The following is an 18,609-nucleotide window of genomic DNA, read 5'->3' as shown; positions in this document are numbered from 1 at the left end:
CGCGTCAGGTTAGAAACCCAGCCTTCGCGACGGCGGCGAGGGCTGGGCTAGGCCTCGGAAGAGTCGCGGCAGAGAACCCAGACGTTGTCCTCGCCGTGGCGCTCAAAGGTGACCGTGCTGACCAGGGCATGAATCAGGTTCAGCCCCCGGCCGGACTCGGATTCATCATCGATCTCCGACGGGTTCGACAGGCCGGGGCTGGAGGGTGCTGCGCCGATTTCGGAAATGCGCGCCTCCAGCCGGCGGGACCAGATGGTGATCTCCACGCCGAGTTGCAGGGGGGTATCGGAGGCTGGGACGGCGTGCTGGACCACATTGCTGGCGGCCTCGATGACGGCGGTTGAGAAAGCCATGCGGTCCATGTCCGGAACGAAATCGGCTTTCCGCCACAGTGTCTCGAAGTCTTCGTGCAGGGCATCCACGGTTGCCCCGGTCGCCAGGCCCTGGCGCGTGCTCCGGGCCAGGACCTCAGGCATGGGGAAAGGCCGCATCGACGCTTTCGTACGGGTTCAACACGCGGTGCATGCTGGTCAGTTCCAGGACCATCTTGACCTGCGGTTGCACATTCGCGATGCGGAGGTCGCCGCCGGCCTGTCGGGCAATTTTCAGGCATCCGATCAGGGCTCCGAGGCCGGAGGAGTCCATGAACTCGGTGCCCTCCATGTTCACCACCACATGATGGTTTCCCTCGGCCACCACCGCAGCAACCACCTCGCGGAGCAGGGGAGCGGCGACCATGTTCAACCTGCCGCTGCCATTGACTTCGGCATAGGCAGGCGTGGTCTCAACGGTGAACTGCATCGACGTTCCTTTCGTCGGGTGTGAACCCTTTGTACCTGACAGCTTTGACCAGCACGCTCAGGATCAGCAAATCGAAGATGACCCAGGCCACGTTGACCAGCGTGCCCACCGGCTCGTTCAGGCCAGTGGCAAGCCGGACCGCTCCCACCACCAGGGCAACAAGCAGCAGAGCGATGGCGACCAGCTGGGGGAGGATCAGATGCCAGCTGTTCCCTTCGGCCTGGCGGGCCTTGGGGGTGACGGCAAAGCCGAGCGGGCGCCCGAGCCAGACGTTACGGGCCGCCGTCGTGCAGGCCTTAATCCAGGTGGGGAAGAGGGCGAGGCTGTACTGCTGTCCCCGCCAAGTGCTGACCCCCTTGCCCACTACCGCGAACAGCAGTTGGTTGACCACCATGAACGGGATGAACCGGATGAAGAAGTCAGTGCTCAGGCTGCTGACCGGCAGGATGCCCAAGGTGAGGTAGATGACCGGGGCGGCGAAGTAGACCACGGCGGCAAACCCGCTGAGGTAGCTCCACATGGTGGAAAAGTACATCAGCCGCTGGCCGAGTTTCAGCCCGCGCTGCGCCAGCGGGTTTTCGCGCAGCATCACCTGGATGGTGCCCTGGGCCCAGCGCAGCCGCTGGGTGAGCATGGTCTTCAGATCCTCGGGAGCCAAACCGTACGCGAGGACCTCGTGGTGATAAACGCTTTCCCAGCCCATCGAATGCAGCCGCATCGAGGTGGCCATGTCCTCGGTCACCGAGATAGTGGCCAGCGGCATCACCGGCTGGGCCTCGTCCGGACGTTCCACAGAGACGGCGTCCAGCACCGCCTGCACCGAGCCCAATGCCCCCAGCGGGGACCAGTCCCGCTGCGACATCCGTTCCACCGCCCCGTCCAGTTGGTCCGGTTCAGGCGTACCGAGCTCGCTGCCCAGCTCCATGGCGGCGATCTCGGCCAAGTCTGCTTCCAAAGCAGCGAAGTTCCCCGCGACGAGTGTCCGCACTGCGCCCTCCACCTTGGTCCGGAGGTCGTAGGTGATTTCACTCAGCGAGCCGCCAGCCTTGAGTTTCTCGCGGGCCGCGTCCGTGGCCGCTTCCACCTCGTCAAGCAGCCCAGCCACCAGCGGGTCGGCTGCTTCCGGGGACCGGCGGGCCTTCCGAATGGCGCTCCGGGCTCCGGCCAAGGCGCGGTGGACGCCGCGCTCCACTTCCGTCACGTAGCCTGCAAGGCCAAGCTGCATCAGGGCCTCGCGCCTGAGGAGTGCATTGGAGCCGCAGAAGAACGCAGCGTTCCACCCGTCCTTGCCCTGCTGGATGGGCCCGTAGAAGAGCGGTGCCTGGCTGCCCAGCGGATCGTCGGCCGGGACGTTGCTGAAGTACTGCGGGGTCTGGACCAGTGCGACCCGGCGCTGGTTGAAGTACCCCAGCGTATTGTCGAGGATGTCGGGCTGCGGGATCTGGTCGGCATCCAGGATCAGGAGGAATTCCCCCTGGGTCACCATCAGCGCGTTATTGAGGTTGCCGGCCTTGGCGTGCCGCGGCTTGTCCGCCCAATCGCCGCTGCGGGTCAGGTAGCCCAGCCCGTGGCGTGCGGCAAGGTCGGCCAGTTCCGGTCTGGCGCCGTCGTCCAAAATCCAGGTGCTGTGCGGATAGCGGATGTCCTTCGCCGCCAGCGCAGTGGTCATGACCAGGTCCAGCGGTTCGTCGTAGGTGGTGATGAACACGTCCACAGTGGCGTCCGCCGGCGGCGGCGGCGCTTTGCGTTCGCGGATCCGCCACATGGCCAGGCCGAAGAGACCGACGTCGATCAAGCTGTAGGTCTCGGCCAGTACCAGGGGGACGGCAATCCACCAGGCGGACCAGTTGAGCGAGTCCAGCCAGCGCCAGGCCAGGTAGTTGACGCCCAGGATAACCGTCAGGACGATGAGCAGCCGTGTGGCGAAAGGTTTCACTGGGCACCCTCGGTGTGTTCAGGCGGGCAGCGGCGCAACATCACCGCGGTGACGTCGTCGGCCACGGCGGTGCCGGCCAGCTCCAGCACGGCGTCGCATACCTCCTCCGGAGACTCGCGCACGGTGGCGACACCCGCCACCGCGTCCATCGCCGCATCCACCGAATCGAAGGCATCGAGGAGTCCGTCGCTGAGAACCAGAAGGGAATCGCCGGGTGCCAGCAGCAGGCTGCCGGCAGCCCAGATGCTGCCCGGCACGGCGCCCACGGGCGGACCGCCCGACGGCAGGCGGCGCAGGCCGCCGTCGTACAGGTGCAGCCCCAGGCCGTGCCCGGCATCCACGTAGTCCACGGTTCCGCTGCCGGCGTCCAGCCGCGCATGGAAGATCGTGACAAAGGAGGAGGACTGCGCCAGGTCCCACTCCAGCGCTTGGCTGGCGGCTGCGAAGGCCTGGTTGAGGTCCGCATGCCGGTTGGAAGAACGCAGCACCGCGCGGACTGTGGCGGCAATCAGCGCCGCGCCCATGCCCTTGCCCATCGCATCGGCGACGGTAAGCTGCAGGCCCTTGTCCGTGGCGCACCAATCGAAGAAGTCGCCGCCCACGTTCCGGGTGGGCCGGCACCGGCCCGCCATGTCGTAGTCCTGAACCCTCAGCGGTTCGCCGGGCAGCAGACTGCGCTGGACCTCGGCCGCGCGTTCCTGATCGGCGCCGGGGACCGCATCGACGGGCTGGGAGCGCGGACGCCGGAACAGCGCGCCGATCCGTGCCTGCAGTTCCCGGGGGCTGAACGGCTTGCTGATGTAATCATCGGCCCCGGTCTCCAGGCCGCTGAGCCGGTCCACTTCCTCCACCCGCGCGGTGATCATCAGAATGTAGGCGTCCGAGAACGCCCGCACCTGGCGGCAGACTTCGATGCCGTCCAGATCGGGCAGGTTCAGGTCCAAGGTAATGAGGTCCGCGCCGCCGGCACGGATCAGTTCCAGCCCGTCCCTGCCGGTTTCCGCCTCCGCCACGGTGAAGCCCTGCTCGGAAACAATCTGGACCAGCAACCTGCGAATGTCGGCGTTGTCCTCGACTATGACGGCACGGCGATTGTTGGGGACGGCTGGCATGTTTTTATTAAGGCGGTTATCTTCCCGTTTGTCACATCCGTCACTGCAGAAACCGCCCGTGACGACGATATTGGAGTCGCCGCCGTGGATAAAGTCCTCGATCTACTGATCTTGAACCGGGTTAAGTTCCATACGCTCTCCCTGCGCGGGCGGGTTGTGATGAGCCAACTGCCGCTATCGATCACCATGCTGTTCCTGCTGGCGGGAACGTGGATTTTCTATCCGCCGCTCCTGTCGGACCCGCAGTTCCGCCTCAGTATGCTGCTCAACGCGGCGCTGCTGGCGGCCTGTTTCCTGGTGCCCTGGGACAAGCTGCCGTACCCGTCATTCCTGCTCATCCCGCTGTTGGACTTTGTTCCGATCGCCCTGCTGCGCGAAGGTACCGGGTCCGTCCTGACCGGGGTGGGGCTGCTGGCCGCATTCCCGGTGATCTGGCTGGCGGCCTCGGGACAACTGCCCAAGCTGTCCGTGATCGCCGGCGCGCTGGCCTCGCTGGCGATGGTCTGGATCCCGGTGTTCTTCGGGGACGCCGCCGTCACGCTCATGGCGTTGACCCACCCGCTGCTGGTCCCGTTCATGATGCTGGCCATCGGCATCACCGTACGGGTAATGACGGCGAGCATGATGGAACAGCAGCGAGTGGTTGAAGCCAAGGATGCGGAGCTGCGCAGCCTGCTGGAAGCCAGCGGCAGGCGCGAACGGCTCTTGTCGGCCGTCGTCAGCGCGGTGGATGTGGGCGTCCTCGCCGTCGACGAAGCCGGCAACACGATCCTGCGGAACCGCCGGCAGGAAGAACTGCGCCGTCTGGCGCTCCCGCCGGGGGAGGAGGACGCGCCTGAGTCCCGGCTGGAACTCTATGCCGACGGCGGCAGTACCGTGATCCCGGCCCAGGACCGGCCCATTCGCCGTGCCATCCGGGGCGAGTCGTTTTCCGAGCACCTGATTTGGATGGGCCGGAAACCGCAGCAACGGGTCCTTTCCGCCTCAGCCCAGGCGATGCTTGACGACAGCGGCCGGCGGGAAGGTACGGTGCTGGCCTTCAACGACGTCACCGAACTGGTGGCCGCGGTGGATGCGAAAAACGAGTTCCTCTCCAGCGTGTCCCACGAACTGCGCACCCCACTGACCTCCATCCAGGGGTACGCCGAGTTGCTGTCCATGGCCCCGGACTTATCGCCGAACATGGTTTCAGGGCTGGACACCATCACCAGGAATTCGGACCAGCTGCTCAAACTGGTCAACGATTTGCTCGGCACTGCGGCAGGCTTCTCGGAGCTGCAGCCGGTCCAAGCGGATCTGGCGGAAATCGCCGCGCAGGCCGTGGCCGCGGCCGAACCGAAGGCCGCCGCCGGCGGGGTCACGCTCAGCACGCACTCGCTAGGGGACCTGGAAGTGGTCTGCGACCCGGCCCGCGTCCGGCAGGTGTTGGACAATCTGGTGTCCAACGCCATCAAGTACTCCCCGCAGGGAGGAGACGTCACGGTCAGCTGCACCGAGGGCGACGGCATGGTGGAATGCCGGGTGGCGGACACGGGAATGGGCATGGGCGCCGAAGAGTGCAGCAACGTGTTCACACGGTTTTTCCGCAGCCCGGCGGCCCGCCGCGGATCCATTCCCGGGCTGGGCCTCGGGCTGGCGCTCTCCAAGGACATCGTGGAACGCCACGGCGGGACCATCAGCTGCGTCAGCGAGCCCGGCGCCGGCAGCATCTTCACCTTCACCCTGCCTGCCGACGGCCCGCCGGACACGGACACTGCCGACCACGGCAGCTCCAGCGGCAGGAGGCTCTCGGCCGGCGCGCAGCCTGGGGCGTAGGCACGCGGAAGTATCGGGGCGCGTTGTCATCCCGCGGTACCGGACCGCACTGTCATCCCGCACTGTCATCCCGCAGTGTCAGACCGAGCTGATTGCGGCGGTGTCGGCCCTCGCTGATGGCGGCGGCGTCGGACCGCACGGTATGCCGCCCTCGCTGCTGAGCCCGCGCGTTGAGAGTTCCCGAAGGCGGGTTCAGATCTGCCGGACGACCCGGGCCGGACTGCCCACCGCGACCACATTGGCTGGAATATCGCCGGTGACCACCGAGCCGGCACCAATCACGCTGTTCTCGCCGATCGTCACGCCCGGGCAGACAATCACACCGCCGCCAAGCCACACGTTGTCGCCGAGAGTGATCGGCTGGGCCGCTTCCAGCTTGTCCCTGCGTGGCTGGGCTTCGATCGGGTGCGTCGGCGTCAAGAGCTGGACGCCGGGTCCAATCTGGCAGTCGGCGCCGATGGTGATAGCGGCAACATCCAGGGCGGTGAAGTTGTAGTTGATGAAGGTTCGGGGACCAATGAAGATGTGTTCCCCGTAATCAACGAACAGGGGCGGCTTCACGTAGGCGTCCTCGCCGAGGCCGCCGAGCAGCTCGGCCAGGATCGACCTCGCATTGTCCGCGTCGGCGACCACCGCACGGTGGTACTCGTCGGCCAGCCGCAGGGCACGCTTGGCCCGGCGTTCGCTCTCCGGGTCGTCCGCAATGTACAGGTCGCCGGCCAGCATCCGTTCGCGGTTGGTCCGGGTATCCCCGGCAAAGTAGTCAGTGTCCATATCCTTGACCGTATCGCCGCCGACGGCCCTCGAAAAGGCGGGAACAACGACGGCGGAGCCCACCTGCGAAAGGTGTGCTCCGCCGTCGTACGGGGTTGGTTGGTGGCCTTCCGGCCGTACGTGCCGCCTAGCCCGGAGTGAAGCCGTGCCCACCCACGAGGGAGCCTTCGTCGTTCTCCGCTGCCCAGTGGTGCCGCAGGGCCACGAGGGCTTCTCTCACCAAGGCACTCCGGGCCACACCGGCCGGCAGCGCGGCCACCACAGAGTTGCTGTGCATCCGTCCGTCCACCGGCCGGAACACCAGCGGCCTGCCCTCAGGACTGTGCCGTACCGGTTGCATTAACAGCGAGTAGGCGAGATTGCGGCCCACCACATTCTGGATCACCTGCACACTGGCCGAACGCCACCGCACGGTTGGCGTGACACCGGCACGGTCAAACTCCGCCAGCGTCCGCTGCAGCGCCGGTTCCTCATTGACCAGGATGGCGGGATACGGCGCCAATTCGGCCAACCTGATCTTGTCTCGTGCCGCCAGGGGATGCTCCGGGCTGAGTGCCACCTGTCGCATGGTGGGACGGAGGATCTCGGCTTCGCAGTCCGGCAGCAACTGGGCCTCGTAGGCTGCTGCCAGTTGCGCTCGACCCTCCAGCACCGCTTCCTGAACCTCCGGGCCGGCCCCCTCGATGAAGTCGAGTTCCACCTGCGGGTGGTGGCTGGTGAACCAGTCGATCAGCGGCGGGATGACGTGCAGGGCCAGGGTGCGGAAGACCCCAACGACCAGCCGGCCGGACAAGTCACCATGGACTTGGTTGACGGCGGCCGCCATGCCATCGATCTGGTCGGCGACCTGCCGTGCGCGCACCGCCACGGCCTGTCCCTCCGCCGTCAGCGCCACTCCTTTGCCGCGACGCCGGATGGCCAGGGTGGCTCCCAGCGCTTCCTCCAGTTGTCCCAGCGCCAGGCTGACCGCCGCCTGCGAGACGTGGCAGCGCTGAGCAGCCTCGGTGACGGAGCGCGTTTCCGCGATGGCCGCAAAGTACTCCAGCTGCCGCAGCGTTACTTCCTTCATAAGTTCTCCTTGTTGGTCTCCCCAATTATTGTAGTTAGACAAATGTGATGGCTGCCACCATGCTCGGATGAAGACCTTGAGAATCATCAGAGAGGAGCGGCCGCATGCAACGCTCAGGCCCTCACGTCATCACCTTGGGAACGGCAGGCGGACCGCGCTGGTGGGTGGACCAGCAGGGGACGCCCCGATTCGGCATTTCCACCGCCGTAGTGGTGAACGGTACGTGGTACCTGGTGGACTGCGGCCAGGGAGCCGGGCGCCAAGCCCACGCGGCCGGACTCAAGATGACCGATCTGGGCGGCATCTTCATCACACATATGCACTCGGACCACACCGTGGACCTGCCCTCGCTGCTGCTCTTCGGGGCCTTCGAGTTGAAGAATTCGCCCCGCGGGCCCATCCCAGTGGTGGGACCCGGAGACCGCGGCAAACTTCCACCGCTCTCGCCGCGGGCCACATCGATGCCCGTCCCGGTAGCACCGCACCGGCCCACGCCAGGAGTCGCAGGCCTGGTGGAAGGCCTGCTGGCCGCGTACGCCACCGACTGCAACGACCGGATCTTCGACTCGCTGGCCAAGAGTCCGGTGGACCAATTCGACCCGCGAGAAATCGTGCTTCCTGTCGGCACCGGGTTCGATCCGGACACCAATGTTGCCCCGGACATGGAGCCGTTCGAGATCTTCCGGGATGCCAACGTCACCGTCAGCGCGGTCCTGGTCTCACACCATCCGACGGCGCCTGCGTATGCCTTCCGCTTCGATACGGAATCCGGATCGGTCACCATTTCGGGCGACACGGCCCCTTGCGCCAACATGGTGCGCTTGGCCAGTGGCACCGACCTGCTGCTGCATGAGGCGATCAACCTGGACATCCTCGCCAGCCAGTACTCTGACGCGCAGATGCTCCAGGCGACCATGGACCACCACCGCCGCGCCCATACCACCGCGGCAGAGGCAGGAAAGATTGCCGACGACGCCGGTGCCCGCCACCTGGCGCTCCATCATCTGGTCCCGACCTACTCGCCGCCCGAAGCCTGGCTGGAGGCCCGCAGCACCTTCAACGGACCGCTGAGCATACCCGACGACCTGGACGTGATCAGTTTCAGCCGGACGTCCACCCCAGAATCCTTGTCCGTTTCAGCCACCGGCAACGCAGCCGGATAACCTACCCCTAGGACACTTCCCATGAGCACAACTCCCCAGACCGCGCCGTCAGGCGCCTATCACGCCAGCCCGGGCGACATGCGCCGGATCCTGTTCTCCAGCTTTCTGGGAACGGCGGTCGAGTACTACGACTTCATCCTGTACGCCACGGCGGCCGGCATTGTCTTCAACCAGGTGTTTTTCGCAGGGATGGACCCCAGCCTGGCCATCATCGTCTCCTTCGGCACACTGGCCGTGGGTTACATTGCCCGGCCGCTCGGCGGTTTCCTCTTCGGGCACCTCGGCGACCTGGTGGGCCGCAAGACCATTCTGATCAGCACGGTGCTGATGATGGGCATCGCGTCAACGCTCATCGGGCTGCTGCCGACCACCGAACAAATCGGCGTCTGGGCGCCGATCCTGCTGGTGTCGCTCCGTCTGTTCCAAGGAATCGCTGTCGGCGGTGAGTGGGGCGGCGCCATGCTGCTGGCTTTCGAGAACTCACGGAAGGAATCCCGGGGTTTCGCTGCTTCCTTCGCCTACATGGGGGCTCCGGCCGGTACGATCGTCGGCACGCTGATGCTCTCAGCCATGACCACACTTCCGGACGGACAGTTCTTGGAGTGGGGCTGGCGGGTGCCTTTTGTCCTCTCCGCAGTCCTGATGGCGCTGGCGATCTTCATCCGGATGCGCGTCTCGGAATCCCGCGTGTTCAAGGAGATCTCCGCCAAGAGCGATGCCAAGAAGCGGCGCGTTCCCGCAGCCGAACTGTTCCGCGAGCACCCCAAGTCGCTGCTGATCGCCGTCGCCTCTGGCCTGTCCGGCCAGATGGCCCAAGGCCTGATGGGCGCGTGGGCGATCTCCTATGCCGTGCAGCAGGCCGTGCTTGCCCAGACCGAGGTGCTGAACCTGAAGGCGCTGGGCGGAGTGGCCACCATCGTGATGATTATTGTCGCGTCGAAGCTGTCCGACCGGTTGGGCCGCCGCAAGGTGCTCATCGCCGGCAACATCGGTGCCATGGTGCTGGCCTTCCCGGTGATGGCGCTGCTGGACATGGGCTCGACCGTCGCGTTCATGCTGGCGATCTTCCTGGGCCTCTCCACGGTGCAGGGCTTCACCTCCGGCCCGTACGGCGCCTTTGTTGGCGAATTGTTCCCGACGTCGGTGCGATACTCGGGCACCTCGATCGGCTACCAGTTGGCCTCCACGCTGGGGGCCGGGTTCACGCCGATGATTGCCACCGCCTTGGTGGTGGCCGGTGGCGGATCGCTCTGGCTGGTGGCTTGCCTCTGGATCGCGTTCTCCGGCGTGAGCCTGGCGTCGCTGTTGGCAGCCAAGGACCGTTCCGGCCATGACATCGAACAGTTGGATGGCCCGGCTGCCGCCCCTGACGCGGTGGCCGAACAGGACACGGTTTCCGCCCGGGCATAACGGCCCGAAGGGCCTCGTGCCAACCCCAGTCGACGGCGGAGCCCACCTGCGAAAGGTGGGCTCCGCCGTCGTTGGTGGTTGGCTGGGCAAGGGGCCGGGTTCAGTCCTTGGGTGTCTCCTTGCTGGGATCGTAGAAGGGCTTCTGCACCACTGTGCCCTCGCGCACTCCCTCCGGTGTGTGGATGGACAGCGCGGTGCCCTCTTCGCTGAGGTCGAACGGCACCATGGCCAGGCCGATGTTGCGTTCCAGCCGCGGGGAATTGCAGGCGCTGGTGACTTCGCCGATCTGCGCGCCGCCGCCGACAGACACCGGGAAGGGCTCGATCATGGAGCCGTCGTTGTAGCTGCCCAGCGGGTCGCCGTCGATGTCCACCCCGACCAGCAGCCGGTCGATGCCCTTCTCACGGATCCGGCTCAGCGCTTCCTTGCCGACGAAGTCCGCCTCCTGATCCAGGTCCACCATCCAGTTGTAGTCGTAGCCGACTTCCAGCGGGTTGGTGTCGAGCGTGATGTCGCAGCCGTAGGCGAGCATGCCGGCCTCGATGCGGCGGATGTGGCAGGGGCCGATCACACGCAGGTCGTGCGGTTGGCCGGCTTCCCAGACGGTGTCCCAGAGGCGGCCTGCGTTCTGGGTGGCGTTGTAGAGGTAGATCTCGTAGCCGATTTCACCGGTGTACCCGGTCCGGCTGACCACCACGTCCAGGCCGTTCAGCGTGTGGTGCTGCATGTAGTAGTAGGGCATGTCCAGGATCTGCGGGCCGAACAAGTCGGACATCAGCCCCTTGGCTTTGGGACCCTGGACTTGGACCGGGGCCACGTCCACTTCTTCCACCGTGACGTCCCAGCCGCCGGCGTGGGCCAGGCCCATGGCCCACAGGTGCACGTCGCTGTCCGCCAGGGATAGCCAGAACTTGTTCTCCTCCACGCGCAGCAGGATCGGGTCGTTGATGATGCCGCCGTCGGCCGCGGTGATGAAGGCGTATTTGCACTGGCCCACCGCGCACTTGGTCAGGTCGCGCGGGGTCAGCATATTGGTGAAATCGAAGGCCTGCGGGCCGCTGATCTGCAGTTGCCGCTCCACTCCGACGTCCCACAGGGTGACGTCGTTCAGCAAGGACCAGTATTCGCTGACCGGATCGCCATAGTGGCGCGGATGGTACGTGTGGTTGTAGACGCTGTAGGCCGCGACGCCGTGCTCCCGCGACTTCCAGAAATACGGTGACTTGCGCAGCCGGGTGTAGAGCGTGACGGCCGGATGGGGATTGACGCGTGAATCGGTGCCGTTGAACGGGGCGGAGCCCGAATCGAGAATCTCCGACATGGATGCTTCCTCCTTCGAGGTTCTGGCGCCAGCCGGACCTGAAGAAGTTGCGCATGATGCGCAGCTCTGCGCCATGTGAGACATCGTGACAGCTGCTCAACGGACCAGTCAAGGGTTCTCGAAGAGGGGCCTGAGGACCCGGCCGGGAAGCTCATCCGCCCTCTCCGGCACGGCCTTCACGCGGGGTGATTTTTGCACAAGGGCAGAATGCGACAGCCGGGGCGGGATGCCCCGGCTGCTGCGCGGATCAGCCTCAGGCAGGGGTCAGTTGGGAAGCCGCCGCGAGGTCATGGGTGGCGTGGTCGTAGACAATGGTGACCGCACCGCCGTCGTGCTGGAACTCGTGGTTGGCGCCGTCCAGAAGGCCGAAGGCGCCGTAGTTCTCCTCCCACGAACCGTTCAGCGCGAACTTGAAGGCGTAACGCCCGGCGGGCAGTTCGCCGTCCAGCCGCCACAGGCCCTCGGCTGGCTCGAAGCGCATCTGCACGGCGTTGCCAGCAGGGTCCCAGTCCCGGTCGGCTCCGAGCAGGACGCCGAAGTCACCGACTACGGCCACGGTTTCCGGCTGGTCGGCGAGCCGTCGGGAATCCGCAGCCGCGGCTGGCTCGTCCGGCGCAGGAAGAGGCTCTGCATCCGCGGCCGGCGCACCCGGCGCGGCAAGCGGCTTTGCCTCAGCCGTCGCGGCCGGTGCGACGGGCAGCGGGGTGCCTGCGTCGAGGGCCTCTGCCAGTTCAGACGGGCTGGAGAAGGCGACGATGGCCCGCAGCCCGTCTTCGGTGACGGCCCAACCCCCGCGGCCCTTGGACATCCAGCCCGCCTTGACCAACCGGGCGGTCGCCGTCGTCAGGTTCTTGAAGCCGCGCGGCACTCCGCCGCTCAGCAGTTCCTGTTCGTGGGCGGTCGGCGGCACGCGGCGCAGCGCTTCGCTGATAACCTCGCGGGCATCGGGGCGGGTGCCGTTGGCGGCCGCATCGGCCAGGATCTCGAGGACGGGTCTGAGTCGCAGTTGGGCATTGTTGGGCATAGCCGTGGCTCCTTCGCGGTGCAGCCGGAACTGGTAACGCTCCCAGTGTGGAACCCGGACGCCGTCAGCGCCACTGTTTGGCGTTGTATGTCGGAGCAGTTGATGCTTTTGTCCGGCGGCGAGGAGGCGGTTCGACCGGAGGGCTAGACGGTGATGACGGCTTTGCCCCGAACCTCTCCGGCGTCCAGGCGGCCGATGGCCACCGGTACCTGCTCCAGCGGGTAGGTCCGGTCGATGCTCGGCGCCACCTTGCCCGAAACGATCAGTTCACCCAGCCGCTCGAACTCCGTGGCGTTCTCGCGTGCCATGAACATGACAAAACGCTGCCGGCTGAAGAGGGACAGGAGCATGCCGCCAATCGGCCTGAACAAGCCGCCCGTCCAGCGGTCGCCGCCCTCGCCGCCAACGATGACTGCCGTGCCGCCAGGGGTGAGTGCCCGGCGCAGGCGCTTCAGTGATGGGTTGCCGGCTGCGTCAATGATCACGTCGTAGCGGCGGCCATCGGCGGCGAAGTCCTGGCGGGCGTAGTCGATGACGGTTTCGGCGCCGAGGCTGCGCACCAGGTCCGCTTTGGCGGCGCTGCAGACGCCGGTGACGGTTGCGCCCATCGCGACAGCGATCTGCACTGCATAGGTGCCCACGCCACCTGAGGCGCCGGTGATCAGCACGCTCTGACCGGCTTGGAGTCTGCCGGCGTCGCGCAGGGCTTGCAGGGCCGTTGTGCCGGACACTGGAACGGCGGCCGCCTGCTCAAAGGTCAGTGCGGCAGGCTTTGCTGCCAGCATTTTCTCCGAGGCCACCGCGTACTCGGCGAAGCACCCCTTTCCGAAGCCGAAGATCTCGTCTCCGACCGCGAACCGTGTGACGGCAGAGCCCACTGCGGCTACCGTTCCCGCAACATCCAGCCCCAGGATCGGATTCTTGGGAGTGCGCCAGCCCGACACTGCGCGGACCGGGTAGGGCAGTCCTGTGGCCATATGCCACGTTCCGCGATCCAGCCCGGCCGCGCGGACCCGGATGAGCACCTGGTTGTCGGCGATGTCCGGCACTGCGACGGTGTCCAACTGCAGCGCATCGGCCAATCCGTACTTGCGCTGGACCATGGCGCGCATGGTTCGGTCCGGTGCGGCGGCCTTGCTTTCCGACTGCGATGTCGGGGCTGCCGGCGTCGACGATTCTTTCGGTTCCATGGAGGCTTCCTTCTCGAGAATTTGAGGGTGGAGCTGCTGATGGGTCGTACTTTGTACGAAGGTATCGTACAAAGTACGAGAATGCTATAGTCACGGGAACAATGACTGAAAAATCTGCTGCTCCAGAACGCCCTCCGCTCAGCCGCGAACGCGTAGTGCAGGCCGCAATGGCCATCGCCGATGACGGCGGGCTTGCCGGACTGACCATCCGCTCGCTGGCCAAGTCCCTGGAAACCAAACCGATGTCCCTGTACCACTACGTGCGCAACAAGGACGAGATCCTGGATGGCATCGTGGACGCCATCTTCAACGAGATCGAATTGCCGGTCCCGGGCGGCGAGTGGAAGGCCGAGCTAAAGCGGCGCGCAACCTCCGCCCGCAAAGTGCTGCGCCGCCATCCGTGGGCGATAGCCCTGATGGAATCCCGGACGACGCCGGGGATGGCGAACCTCCGCCACCATGACGCGGTCCTCGGCACCCTCCGCTCCGCTGGCTTTTCGCTTGCACTGGCTGCACACACCTACGCTCTGCTGGACGCCTATGTTTATGGCTCAGCCCTGCAGGAGGCATCGCTGCCGTTCGACGGACCGGAAAGCCTGGCGGAAGTCGCCGGGCCGATGGTGGAGATGTTTAGTGCGGGGGACTATCCGCATCTGCGTGAGTTTGCGCTGCAGCACGTTCTGCAGCCCGGCTACGATTTTGCCGACGAGTTCGACTTCGGCCTGGACCTGATCCTCGACGGCCTCGCCGCCCATTTGCCGCATCCCGTCGGTGGCATCGAGGCAGCGGAGGCCTAGCGCGCTTGCCCTGGCCTCGTCCTCCGGGGATGTTGCAGGAGACCTCGAAGCTTGCACACAACGCAGAGGGCGGGACACCCGATCGACGACTGGTCGAATCAGGTGCCCCGCCCTCTGCGGAAGCGTAACCGGGTGCCCCGCCGGTTAGGCGGCGGCTACGCGGCGACGGCCATGCTCTCCGCCGTGACGCGGAGGCCATCGTCCCCGGCGGTCACGCGGATCCGGCCACCTTCGGCCACCGACTCCGCGACCAGCAGGTCCGCAATCCGGTCGTCCAGTTCACGCTGGATCACGCGGCGCAGCGGGCGGGCGCCGTATTCCGGTTCGTAGCCGGCCTCGGCGATCCAGTCCACCGCGTCCTCGTCCACGGCCAGCGAGATGCCCTGGGCAGCCAGCCTGGTCTCGGACCGGCGCAGCTGCAGCCGCACGATGGAGCGCAACTGCTCCTTCTCCAGCTTGCGGAAGAGCACGATCTCGTCGATCCGGTTCAAGAACTCCGGCCGCATGGCCTCGCGCAGCCGGCCCATCACCCGGGCGCGCAGGTCCTGCTCGGAGGCGAAGCCGTCCACGCCGTTATTCGAGGTGAAGCCGAGAGCTCCGCCCTTGCTGGCCAGGAACTCCGACCCAAGGTTGGAGGTCATGATCACCACGGTGTTGCGGAAGTCCACGGTGCGGCCCTGTCCGTCGGTGAGACGCCCGTCGTCGAGCACCTGCAGCAACAGGTTAAACACGTCCGGGTGCGCCTTCTCCACCTCGTCCAGCAGCACCACCGAGTACGGATGCCGGCGGACCCGCTCGGTCAGCTGGCCTGCCTCGCCGTAGCCGACGTAGCCCGGAGGGGCGCCGACCAGCCGCGAGACGGTGTGGCGCTCGCCGTACTCGCTCATGTCGAAACGGACCATGGCGTTCTCGTCACCGAACAGCGACTCCGCCAGAGCCTTGGCCAGCTCGGTCTTGCCCACCCCGGTGGGGCCCAGGAACAGGAAACTGCCGACCGGCCGGCCCTCGTCGCCCATGCCGGTGCGGTTGCGCCGAACGGACTTGGCAATGGAGGTCACCGCATCGTCCTGCCCGATCACCCGGGCATGCAGGTCCTCCTCCAGACGGGCCAGCCGCTGCCGGTCGCCCTGGGTCAGCCGGGCGGCCGGAATGCCGGTGGCGCGGGCAATGATTTCGGCAATCTCCGCCTCGCCCACCACATCGGAGGGCACGACGGCGGGGCGCGCTCCGCCGTCGTTGTCTTCCGTGGCGTGGGTGGCTGGCTGGGCGGCGGAATCGATCGTGGCCCTCAGCGCCTCGATCTCATCGCGCAGCGAGGAGGCATCCTCGTAGCGTTCCTCGGCAACGGCCGCGTTCTTGGCCGACTCCAGCTCCGACAGCTGTGCGCGCAGCGCCGCCACGTCAACGCGCGGGCCGCGCCGCAGGCTCAGCCGGGCTCCGGCCTGGTCGATCAGGTCGATCGCCTTGTCCGGCAGGAAACGGTCGGTGATGTAGCGCGAGGACATCTCGACGGCGGCGCGAATGGCTCCGTCGGTGTAGGTCACCTGGTGGTGCTCCTCGTAGCGGTCCTTCAGCCCGGCCAAGATCTGCACCGCGTCCTCGATCGAGGGCTCGCCCACCATCACCGGCTGGAAGCGGCGCTCCAGCGCCGGGTCCTTTTCCACCTTGCGGTATTCGCCCAGCGTGGTGGCGCCGACCAGGTGCAGCTCGCCGCGGGCCAGCCGCGGCTTGAGGATATTGCCGGCATCCATGCCGCCCTCGCCGCCTCCGCCCGCACCGACCACGGTGTGCAGTTCGTCAATGAAGACGATCAGGTCGCCGCTGGCCGCACTGATCTCGTCCATGGTCTTGGTCAGCCGCTCCTCGAAGTCGCCACGGTAGCGGGTGCCCGCCAGCATGCCGGGCAGGTCAAGCGACACCACGCGCTTGCCGCGCAGCTGTTCGGGAACGTCGCCGTCCACGATGGCCTGGGCCAGTCCTTCGACGATGGCGGTCTTGCCGACGCCGGCCTCGCCGATCAGCACCGGGTTGTTCTTGGTGCGGCGGGCCAGAATCTCGATGGTTTGCGCGATCTCGTCGGCGCGGCCGATCACCGGATCCAGTTGGTTCTCCCGGGCCCGCGCGGTCAGATCGACGCCGAACTGGTCCAGCATCGGGGTCGCCGAGCCAGCCGCTTGTTCCTGCTGGGCTGCCGGGTTGCTGCCCGGTCCCGCCTGGGCTTGGGCTGCTTGCGCTTGGGCTGCTTCGGCCGCGTTGGCCTGCTGCAGTGCCTGAGGGGTGACGCCGGTGGCGGCCAGGATCTGGCCGGCTGCGGTCTCCTGGTTCAGGACGAACGCGGCGAACAGGTGCTCCGGGTCGATGTAGGTGGAACCGAATGCCCGGGCCACTTGGTGGGCATCCAGCAGGGCGCGCTGCGCCGACGGAGTCAGGGACGGCGCTTCGCTGATCGGGTCCGCCTTTTCCGGCAGGCTTTGCTCGGCGGTGCGGACGATGGCCTGCGGATCGGCGCCGGTGAGCTTGATCTGGCCGGCGGCCGGTTCCTGCTCGGCCATGACGCGCAGAATGTGCAGCGCATCTACTTCCGTGTGGCCGAGGCCAGCGGCGAACGCGGCCGCCTGTGCCAGCACTTCGTGGGTGCGGCGGCTGAGCAGTCGGGTGAGATCGACCGTGCGGCGGGACTGCGCCGCGCGCTGGCCCTGCAGGTAGCGGACCAGGAACTCGTCGAAAGATCCGTTGCCGGATGCGGGTCCGAAGAACAGTGGCATTGATGATCCTCCTGTGGACTTGAGTGCCTTCGACTCATGTTAACGCCTCAAGCCGAAGATTATTCCAGAAGTGTGAAAAAGTTGAGTCATGCCGACTCATATTGAGGATGCCTACACATGGGGATAACGCCGGCAGCGGGTCGACGCGGAGCGTAGCTTTGCTCGTGCCAGTATCAGGAGCCGAGGAGCGGATCATGAATGACAGCAGAGAGGCGTTCGTGCAGCGGCGCGAAGAACTTGAACGGCTGTTTCGGGAGGGAGGGCCACGACTTGAGGCATATCTGCGCGAGCGCGCAATGGAAGGCATCAGGGACGCTTATATGACTTTCGACGACGCCGCCCAGGGCCTTGGTAGCGTGATTATCGACGGGCACAAGGCGGGAATGAACGCAGAGGAAATTCAGCGCCTGCTCGACGAACTGGCCAACGAGGCAGAGTACTGGGCAGAACTTCCTATCACCGTCCGTTTGAGCACCAGGCACGTCCAGAGCATCATCCAAAGCGCCGCGTGACGTACCGTCTGCTTCGTTAGAAGGGCGGGGGATTGTCGTCCCGTTGTTCCCCACCTTCTCCAGCCGGGAAACGGCCGTTGGCATCATCGGACTCCACTTCGCGGCCACCTGACCGTTGTGCGGAGGGGGAGGTGATGGCCCAGCCTTCGTCGGGGGTGGTGGTGTGGGTGTGTCCGGAGCGGGTGGTGTAGTGCAGGGTGCCGTCGTGGTCTTGGGTGACGGTGCCGCCGCCGTGGTGTTTGGTTTTGTGGCCGGGTTTGCATCGGGCGGTGAGGTTCTCGAGGACTGTTTTGCCGCCGTCTTCCCAGGCGATGGTGTGGTCGATTTCGCATTGGTCGGCGGGAACGGTGCAGCCGAAGTCGCGGCAGTGCCGGTCGTGGAGCCGGACGAGGCGTTTGAGCCATTCGGGCGGGGTGCGCAGGTCTTTGGCGGCGGCGATGGCTTGGCCGTAGTCGTCGGTGAGCACGATCAGCCAGGATTTGGCCAGTGCGGTGAGGTTGCGGGTCATTTCGGGCGGGATGAGCCCGTAGCCGGTGAGTTCGCCGGGGTCTTCGGCCAGCCCGAGCAGGGTGGTCAGCGGCGCGGTGACGGCGACGGAAGCGGTGGTGTTCCCGCCGCCGCAGGTGCAGGACCCCTTGCCGGTGGCGCCGCTTCCGGAGGCACCGCTTCCGGAGGAACAGTTTCCGGCGGCCGCATCGTCGGCGGATGCGTGGCCCGAGGCCGTGTCCCCGGCCGTCGTTTCCCCGGGGTCGGTGTCCTGGGTTGCCGTTCTTTCGGTGGCGGTGCCGCTGGTGATGGTGAACCGTACTGGGTCTGGTAGAGACTCTTTCCTCACCGGAGAATGAATCATGACCAGCGGAATCAAGTACGAACAGGAATTCAAGGACCGTGCCGTGCGCCTGTATATGGAGCGGCGCGCG

The 18,609-nt window shown here is 66.3% G+C and carries 16 protein-coding genes; 5 read left to right on the top strand and 11 right to left on the bottom strand.

Annotated elements, in window-relative coordinates:
* Nucleotides 1-47: 47 nt before the first annotated feature.
* From E4J89_RS09575 to E4J89_RS09560, 4 genes are read right to left on the bottom strand one after another with little or no spacing between them, the layout of a single operon-like run.
* A complete protein-coding gene (locus E4J89_RS09575; RefSeq protein WP_136785912.1) occupies nucleotides 48-476 on the bottom strand; it encodes an ATP-binding protein in 429 nt (142 codons plus the stop codon).
* Entirely contained in the window at nucleotides 469-801 is a 333-nt protein-coding gene (locus E4J89_RS09570; protein ID WP_136785911.1) for an STAS domain-containing protein, read from the bottom strand. The genes E4J89_RS09575 and E4J89_RS09570 overlap by 8 nt, the downstream gene beginning before the upstream one ends.
* Nucleotides 785-2,737, bottom strand: coding sequence for a glycosyltransferase family 2 protein (locus E4J89_RS09565; protein ID WP_136785910.1), 1,953 nt, complete (start codon nucleotides 2,735-2,737; stop codon nucleotides 785-787). Before E4J89_RS09565 ends, E4J89_RS09570 begins: the two co-directional genes overlap by 17 nt.
* Nucleotides 2,734-3,849, bottom strand: a complete 1,116-nt coding sequence (locus tag E4J89_RS09560) for a fused response regulator/phosphatase (protein WP_136785909.1) — start codon at nucleotides 3,847-3,849, stop codon at nucleotides 2,734-2,736. Before E4J89_RS09560 ends, E4J89_RS09565 begins: the two co-directional genes overlap by 4 nt.
* 84 nt (nucleotides 3,850-3,933) lie before the next feature.
* On the opposite strand from E4J89_RS09560, the gene E4J89_RS09555 reads away from it, so the two are divergent.
* A complete protein-coding gene (locus E4J89_RS09555; protein ID WP_240691825.1) occupies nucleotides 3,934-5,664 on the top strand; it encodes a PAS domain-containing sensor histidine kinase in 1,731 nt (576 codons plus the stop codon).
* A 192-nt stretch (nucleotides 5,665-5,856) separates the two neighbouring features.
* Here the strand turns inward: E4J89_RS09555 and E4J89_RS09550 are convergent, their stop codons facing one another.
* Entirely contained in the window at nucleotides 5,857-6,438 is a 582-nt protein-coding gene (locus E4J89_RS09550) for a sugar O-acetyltransferase (RefSeq protein ID WP_136785908.1), read from the bottom strand.
* A gap of 127 nt (nucleotides 6,439-6,565) precedes the next feature.
* Entirely contained in the window at nucleotides 6,566-7,507 is a 942-nt protein-coding gene (locus E4J89_RS09545; protein ID WP_136785907.1) for a LysR family transcriptional regulator, read from the bottom strand.
* Between the two features lie 104 nt (nucleotides 7,508-7,611).
* Between E4J89_RS09545 and E4J89_RS09540 the strand changes: the two genes are divergently transcribed.
* On the top strand, nucleotides 7,612-8,670 hold the full coding sequence (locus tag E4J89_RS09540) for an MBL fold metallo-hydrolase (RefSeq protein ID WP_136785906.1): 1,059 nt from the start codon (nucleotides 7,612-7,614) through the stop codon (nucleotides 8,668-8,670).
* A gap of 21 nt (nucleotides 8,671-8,691) precedes the next feature.
* The gene (locus tag E4J89_RS09535) at nucleotides 8,692-10,080 is read left to right on the top strand and encodes an MFS transporter (protein ID WP_136785905.1); all 1,389 of its coding nucleotides are present in this window, start codon (nucleotides 8,692-8,694) and stop codon (nucleotides 10,078-10,080) included.
* Between the two features lie 100 nt (nucleotides 10,081-10,180).
* Here E4J89_RS09535 and E4J89_RS09530 read toward each other — a convergent pair whose 3' ends face one another.
* The 3 genes from E4J89_RS09530 to E4J89_RS09520 all read right to left on the bottom strand — a co-directional run bounded on the left by E4J89_RS09530 (nucleotide 10,181) and on the right by E4J89_RS09520 (nucleotide 13,615).
* Nucleotides 10,181-11,401: a glycine cleavage T C-terminal barrel domain-containing protein gene (locus E4J89_RS09530; RefSeq protein WP_136785904.1), complete on the bottom strand. Its 1,221-nt coding sequence runs from the start codon at nucleotides 11,399-11,401 to the stop codon at nucleotides 10,181-10,183.
* 253 nt (nucleotides 11,402-11,654) lie between these two features.
* Nucleotides 11,655-12,425, bottom strand: a complete 771-nt coding sequence (locus tag E4J89_RS09525; protein ID WP_136785903.1) for a glycosidase — start codon at nucleotides 12,423-12,425, stop codon at nucleotides 11,655-11,657.
* Between the two features lie 143 nt (nucleotides 12,426-12,568).
* Nucleotides 12,569-13,615 (bottom strand): NAD(P)-dependent alcohol dehydrogenase, encoded by a 1,047-nt coding sequence (locus E4J89_RS09520; RefSeq protein ID WP_240691824.1) that lies wholly within the window; start codon nucleotides 13,613-13,615, stop codon nucleotides 12,569-12,571.
* Nucleotides 13,616-13,716: 101 nt separating this feature from the next.
* Between E4J89_RS09520 and E4J89_RS09515 the strand changes: the two genes are divergently transcribed.
* The gene (locus E4J89_RS09515; RefSeq protein ID WP_136785902.1) at nucleotides 13,717-14,412 is read left to right on the top strand and encodes a TetR/AcrR family transcriptional regulator C-terminal domain-containing protein; all 696 of its coding nucleotides are present in this window, start codon (nucleotides 13,717-13,719) and stop codon (nucleotides 14,410-14,412) included.
* Between the two features lie 155 nt (nucleotides 14,413-14,567).
* Here the strand turns inward: E4J89_RS09515 and E4J89_RS09510 are convergent, their stop codons facing one another.
* Complete coding sequence (locus tag E4J89_RS09510; RefSeq protein ID WP_136785901.1) at nucleotides 14,568-17,177, bottom strand: ATP-dependent Clp protease ATP-binding subunit; 2,610 nt, start codon at nucleotides 17,175-17,177, stop codon at nucleotides 14,568-14,570.
* A 194-nt stretch (nucleotides 17,178-17,371) separates the two neighbouring features.
* Here E4J89_RS09510 and E4J89_RS09505 point away from each other — a divergent pair, with 194 nt between their 5' ends.
* On the top strand, nucleotides 17,372-17,689 hold the full coding sequence (locus tag E4J89_RS09505) for a hypothetical protein (RefSeq protein ID WP_136785900.1): 318 nt from the start codon (nucleotides 17,372-17,374) through the stop codon (nucleotides 17,687-17,689).
* A 16-nt stretch (nucleotides 17,690-17,705) separates the two neighbouring features.
* On the opposite strand, the gene E4J89_RS09500 is transcribed toward E4J89_RS09505, so the two are convergent.
* Nucleotides 17,706-18,609 (bottom strand): HNH endonuclease signature motif containing protein (locus tag E4J89_RS09500; RefSeq protein ID WP_205754449.1); only part of this gene is annotated, 904 nt, incomplete at its 5' end.

It is taken from the genome of Arthrobacter sp. CAU 1506 (assembly GCF_005047635.1).
Taxonomy (GTDB): Bacteria; Actinomycetota; Actinomycetes; order Actinomycetales; family Micrococcaceae; genus Crystallibacter.
Note: the sequence above shows the minus strand (reverse complement) of the source record. Positions and strands in the feature narration are given on the sequence as shown.

Coding starts and splice junctions, on each gene's coding strand:
- E4J89_RS09520 (WP_240691824.1), bottom strand. CDS start 13,615: ATGGAACCGAAAGAATCGTCGACGCCGGCAGCCCCGACATCGCAGTCG.
- E4J89_RS09525 (WP_136785903.1), bottom strand. CDS start 12,425: ATGCCCAACAATGCCCAACTGCGACTCAGACCCGTCCTCGAGATCCTG.
- E4J89_RS09505 (WP_136785900.1), top strand. CDS start 17,372: ATGAATGACAGCAGAGAGGCGTTCGTGCAGCGGCGCGAAGAACTTGAA.
- E4J89_RS09575 (WP_136785912.1), bottom strand. CDS start 476: ATGCCTGAGGTCCTGGCCCGGAGCACGCGCCAGGGCCTGGCGACCGGG.
- E4J89_RS09535 (WP_136785905.1), top strand. CDS start 8,692: ATGAGCACAACTCCCCAGACCGCGCCGTCAGGCGCCTATCACGCCAGC.
- E4J89_RS09515 (WP_136785902.1), top strand. CDS start 13,717: ATGACTGAAAAATCTGCTGCTCCAGAACGCCCTCCGCTCAGCCGCGAA.
- E4J89_RS09570 (WP_136785911.1), bottom strand. CDS start 801: ATGCAGTTCACCGTTGAGACCACGCCTGCCTATGCCGAAGTCAATGGC.
- E4J89_RS09560 (WP_136785909.1), bottom strand. CDS start 3,849: ATGCCAGCCGTCCCCAACAATCGCCGTGCCGTCATAGTCGAGGACAAC.
- E4J89_RS09530 (WP_136785904.1), bottom strand. CDS start 11,401: ATGTCGGAGATTCTCGATTCGGGCTCCGCCCCGTTCAACGGCACCGAT.
- E4J89_RS09540 (WP_136785906.1), top strand. CDS start 7,612: ATGCAACGCTCAGGCCCTCACGTCATCACCTTGGGAACGGCAGGCGGA.
- E4J89_RS09545 (WP_136785907.1), bottom strand. CDS start 7,507: ATGAAGGAAGTAACGCTGCGGCAGCTGGAGTACTTTGCGGCCATCGCG.
- E4J89_RS09510 (WP_136785901.1), bottom strand. CDS start 17,177: ATGCCACTGTTCTTCGGACCCGCATCCGGCAACGGATCTTTCGACGAG.
- E4J89_RS09550 (WP_136785908.1), bottom strand. CDS start 6,438: ATGGACACTGACTACTTTGCCGGGGATACCCGGACCAACCGCGAACGG.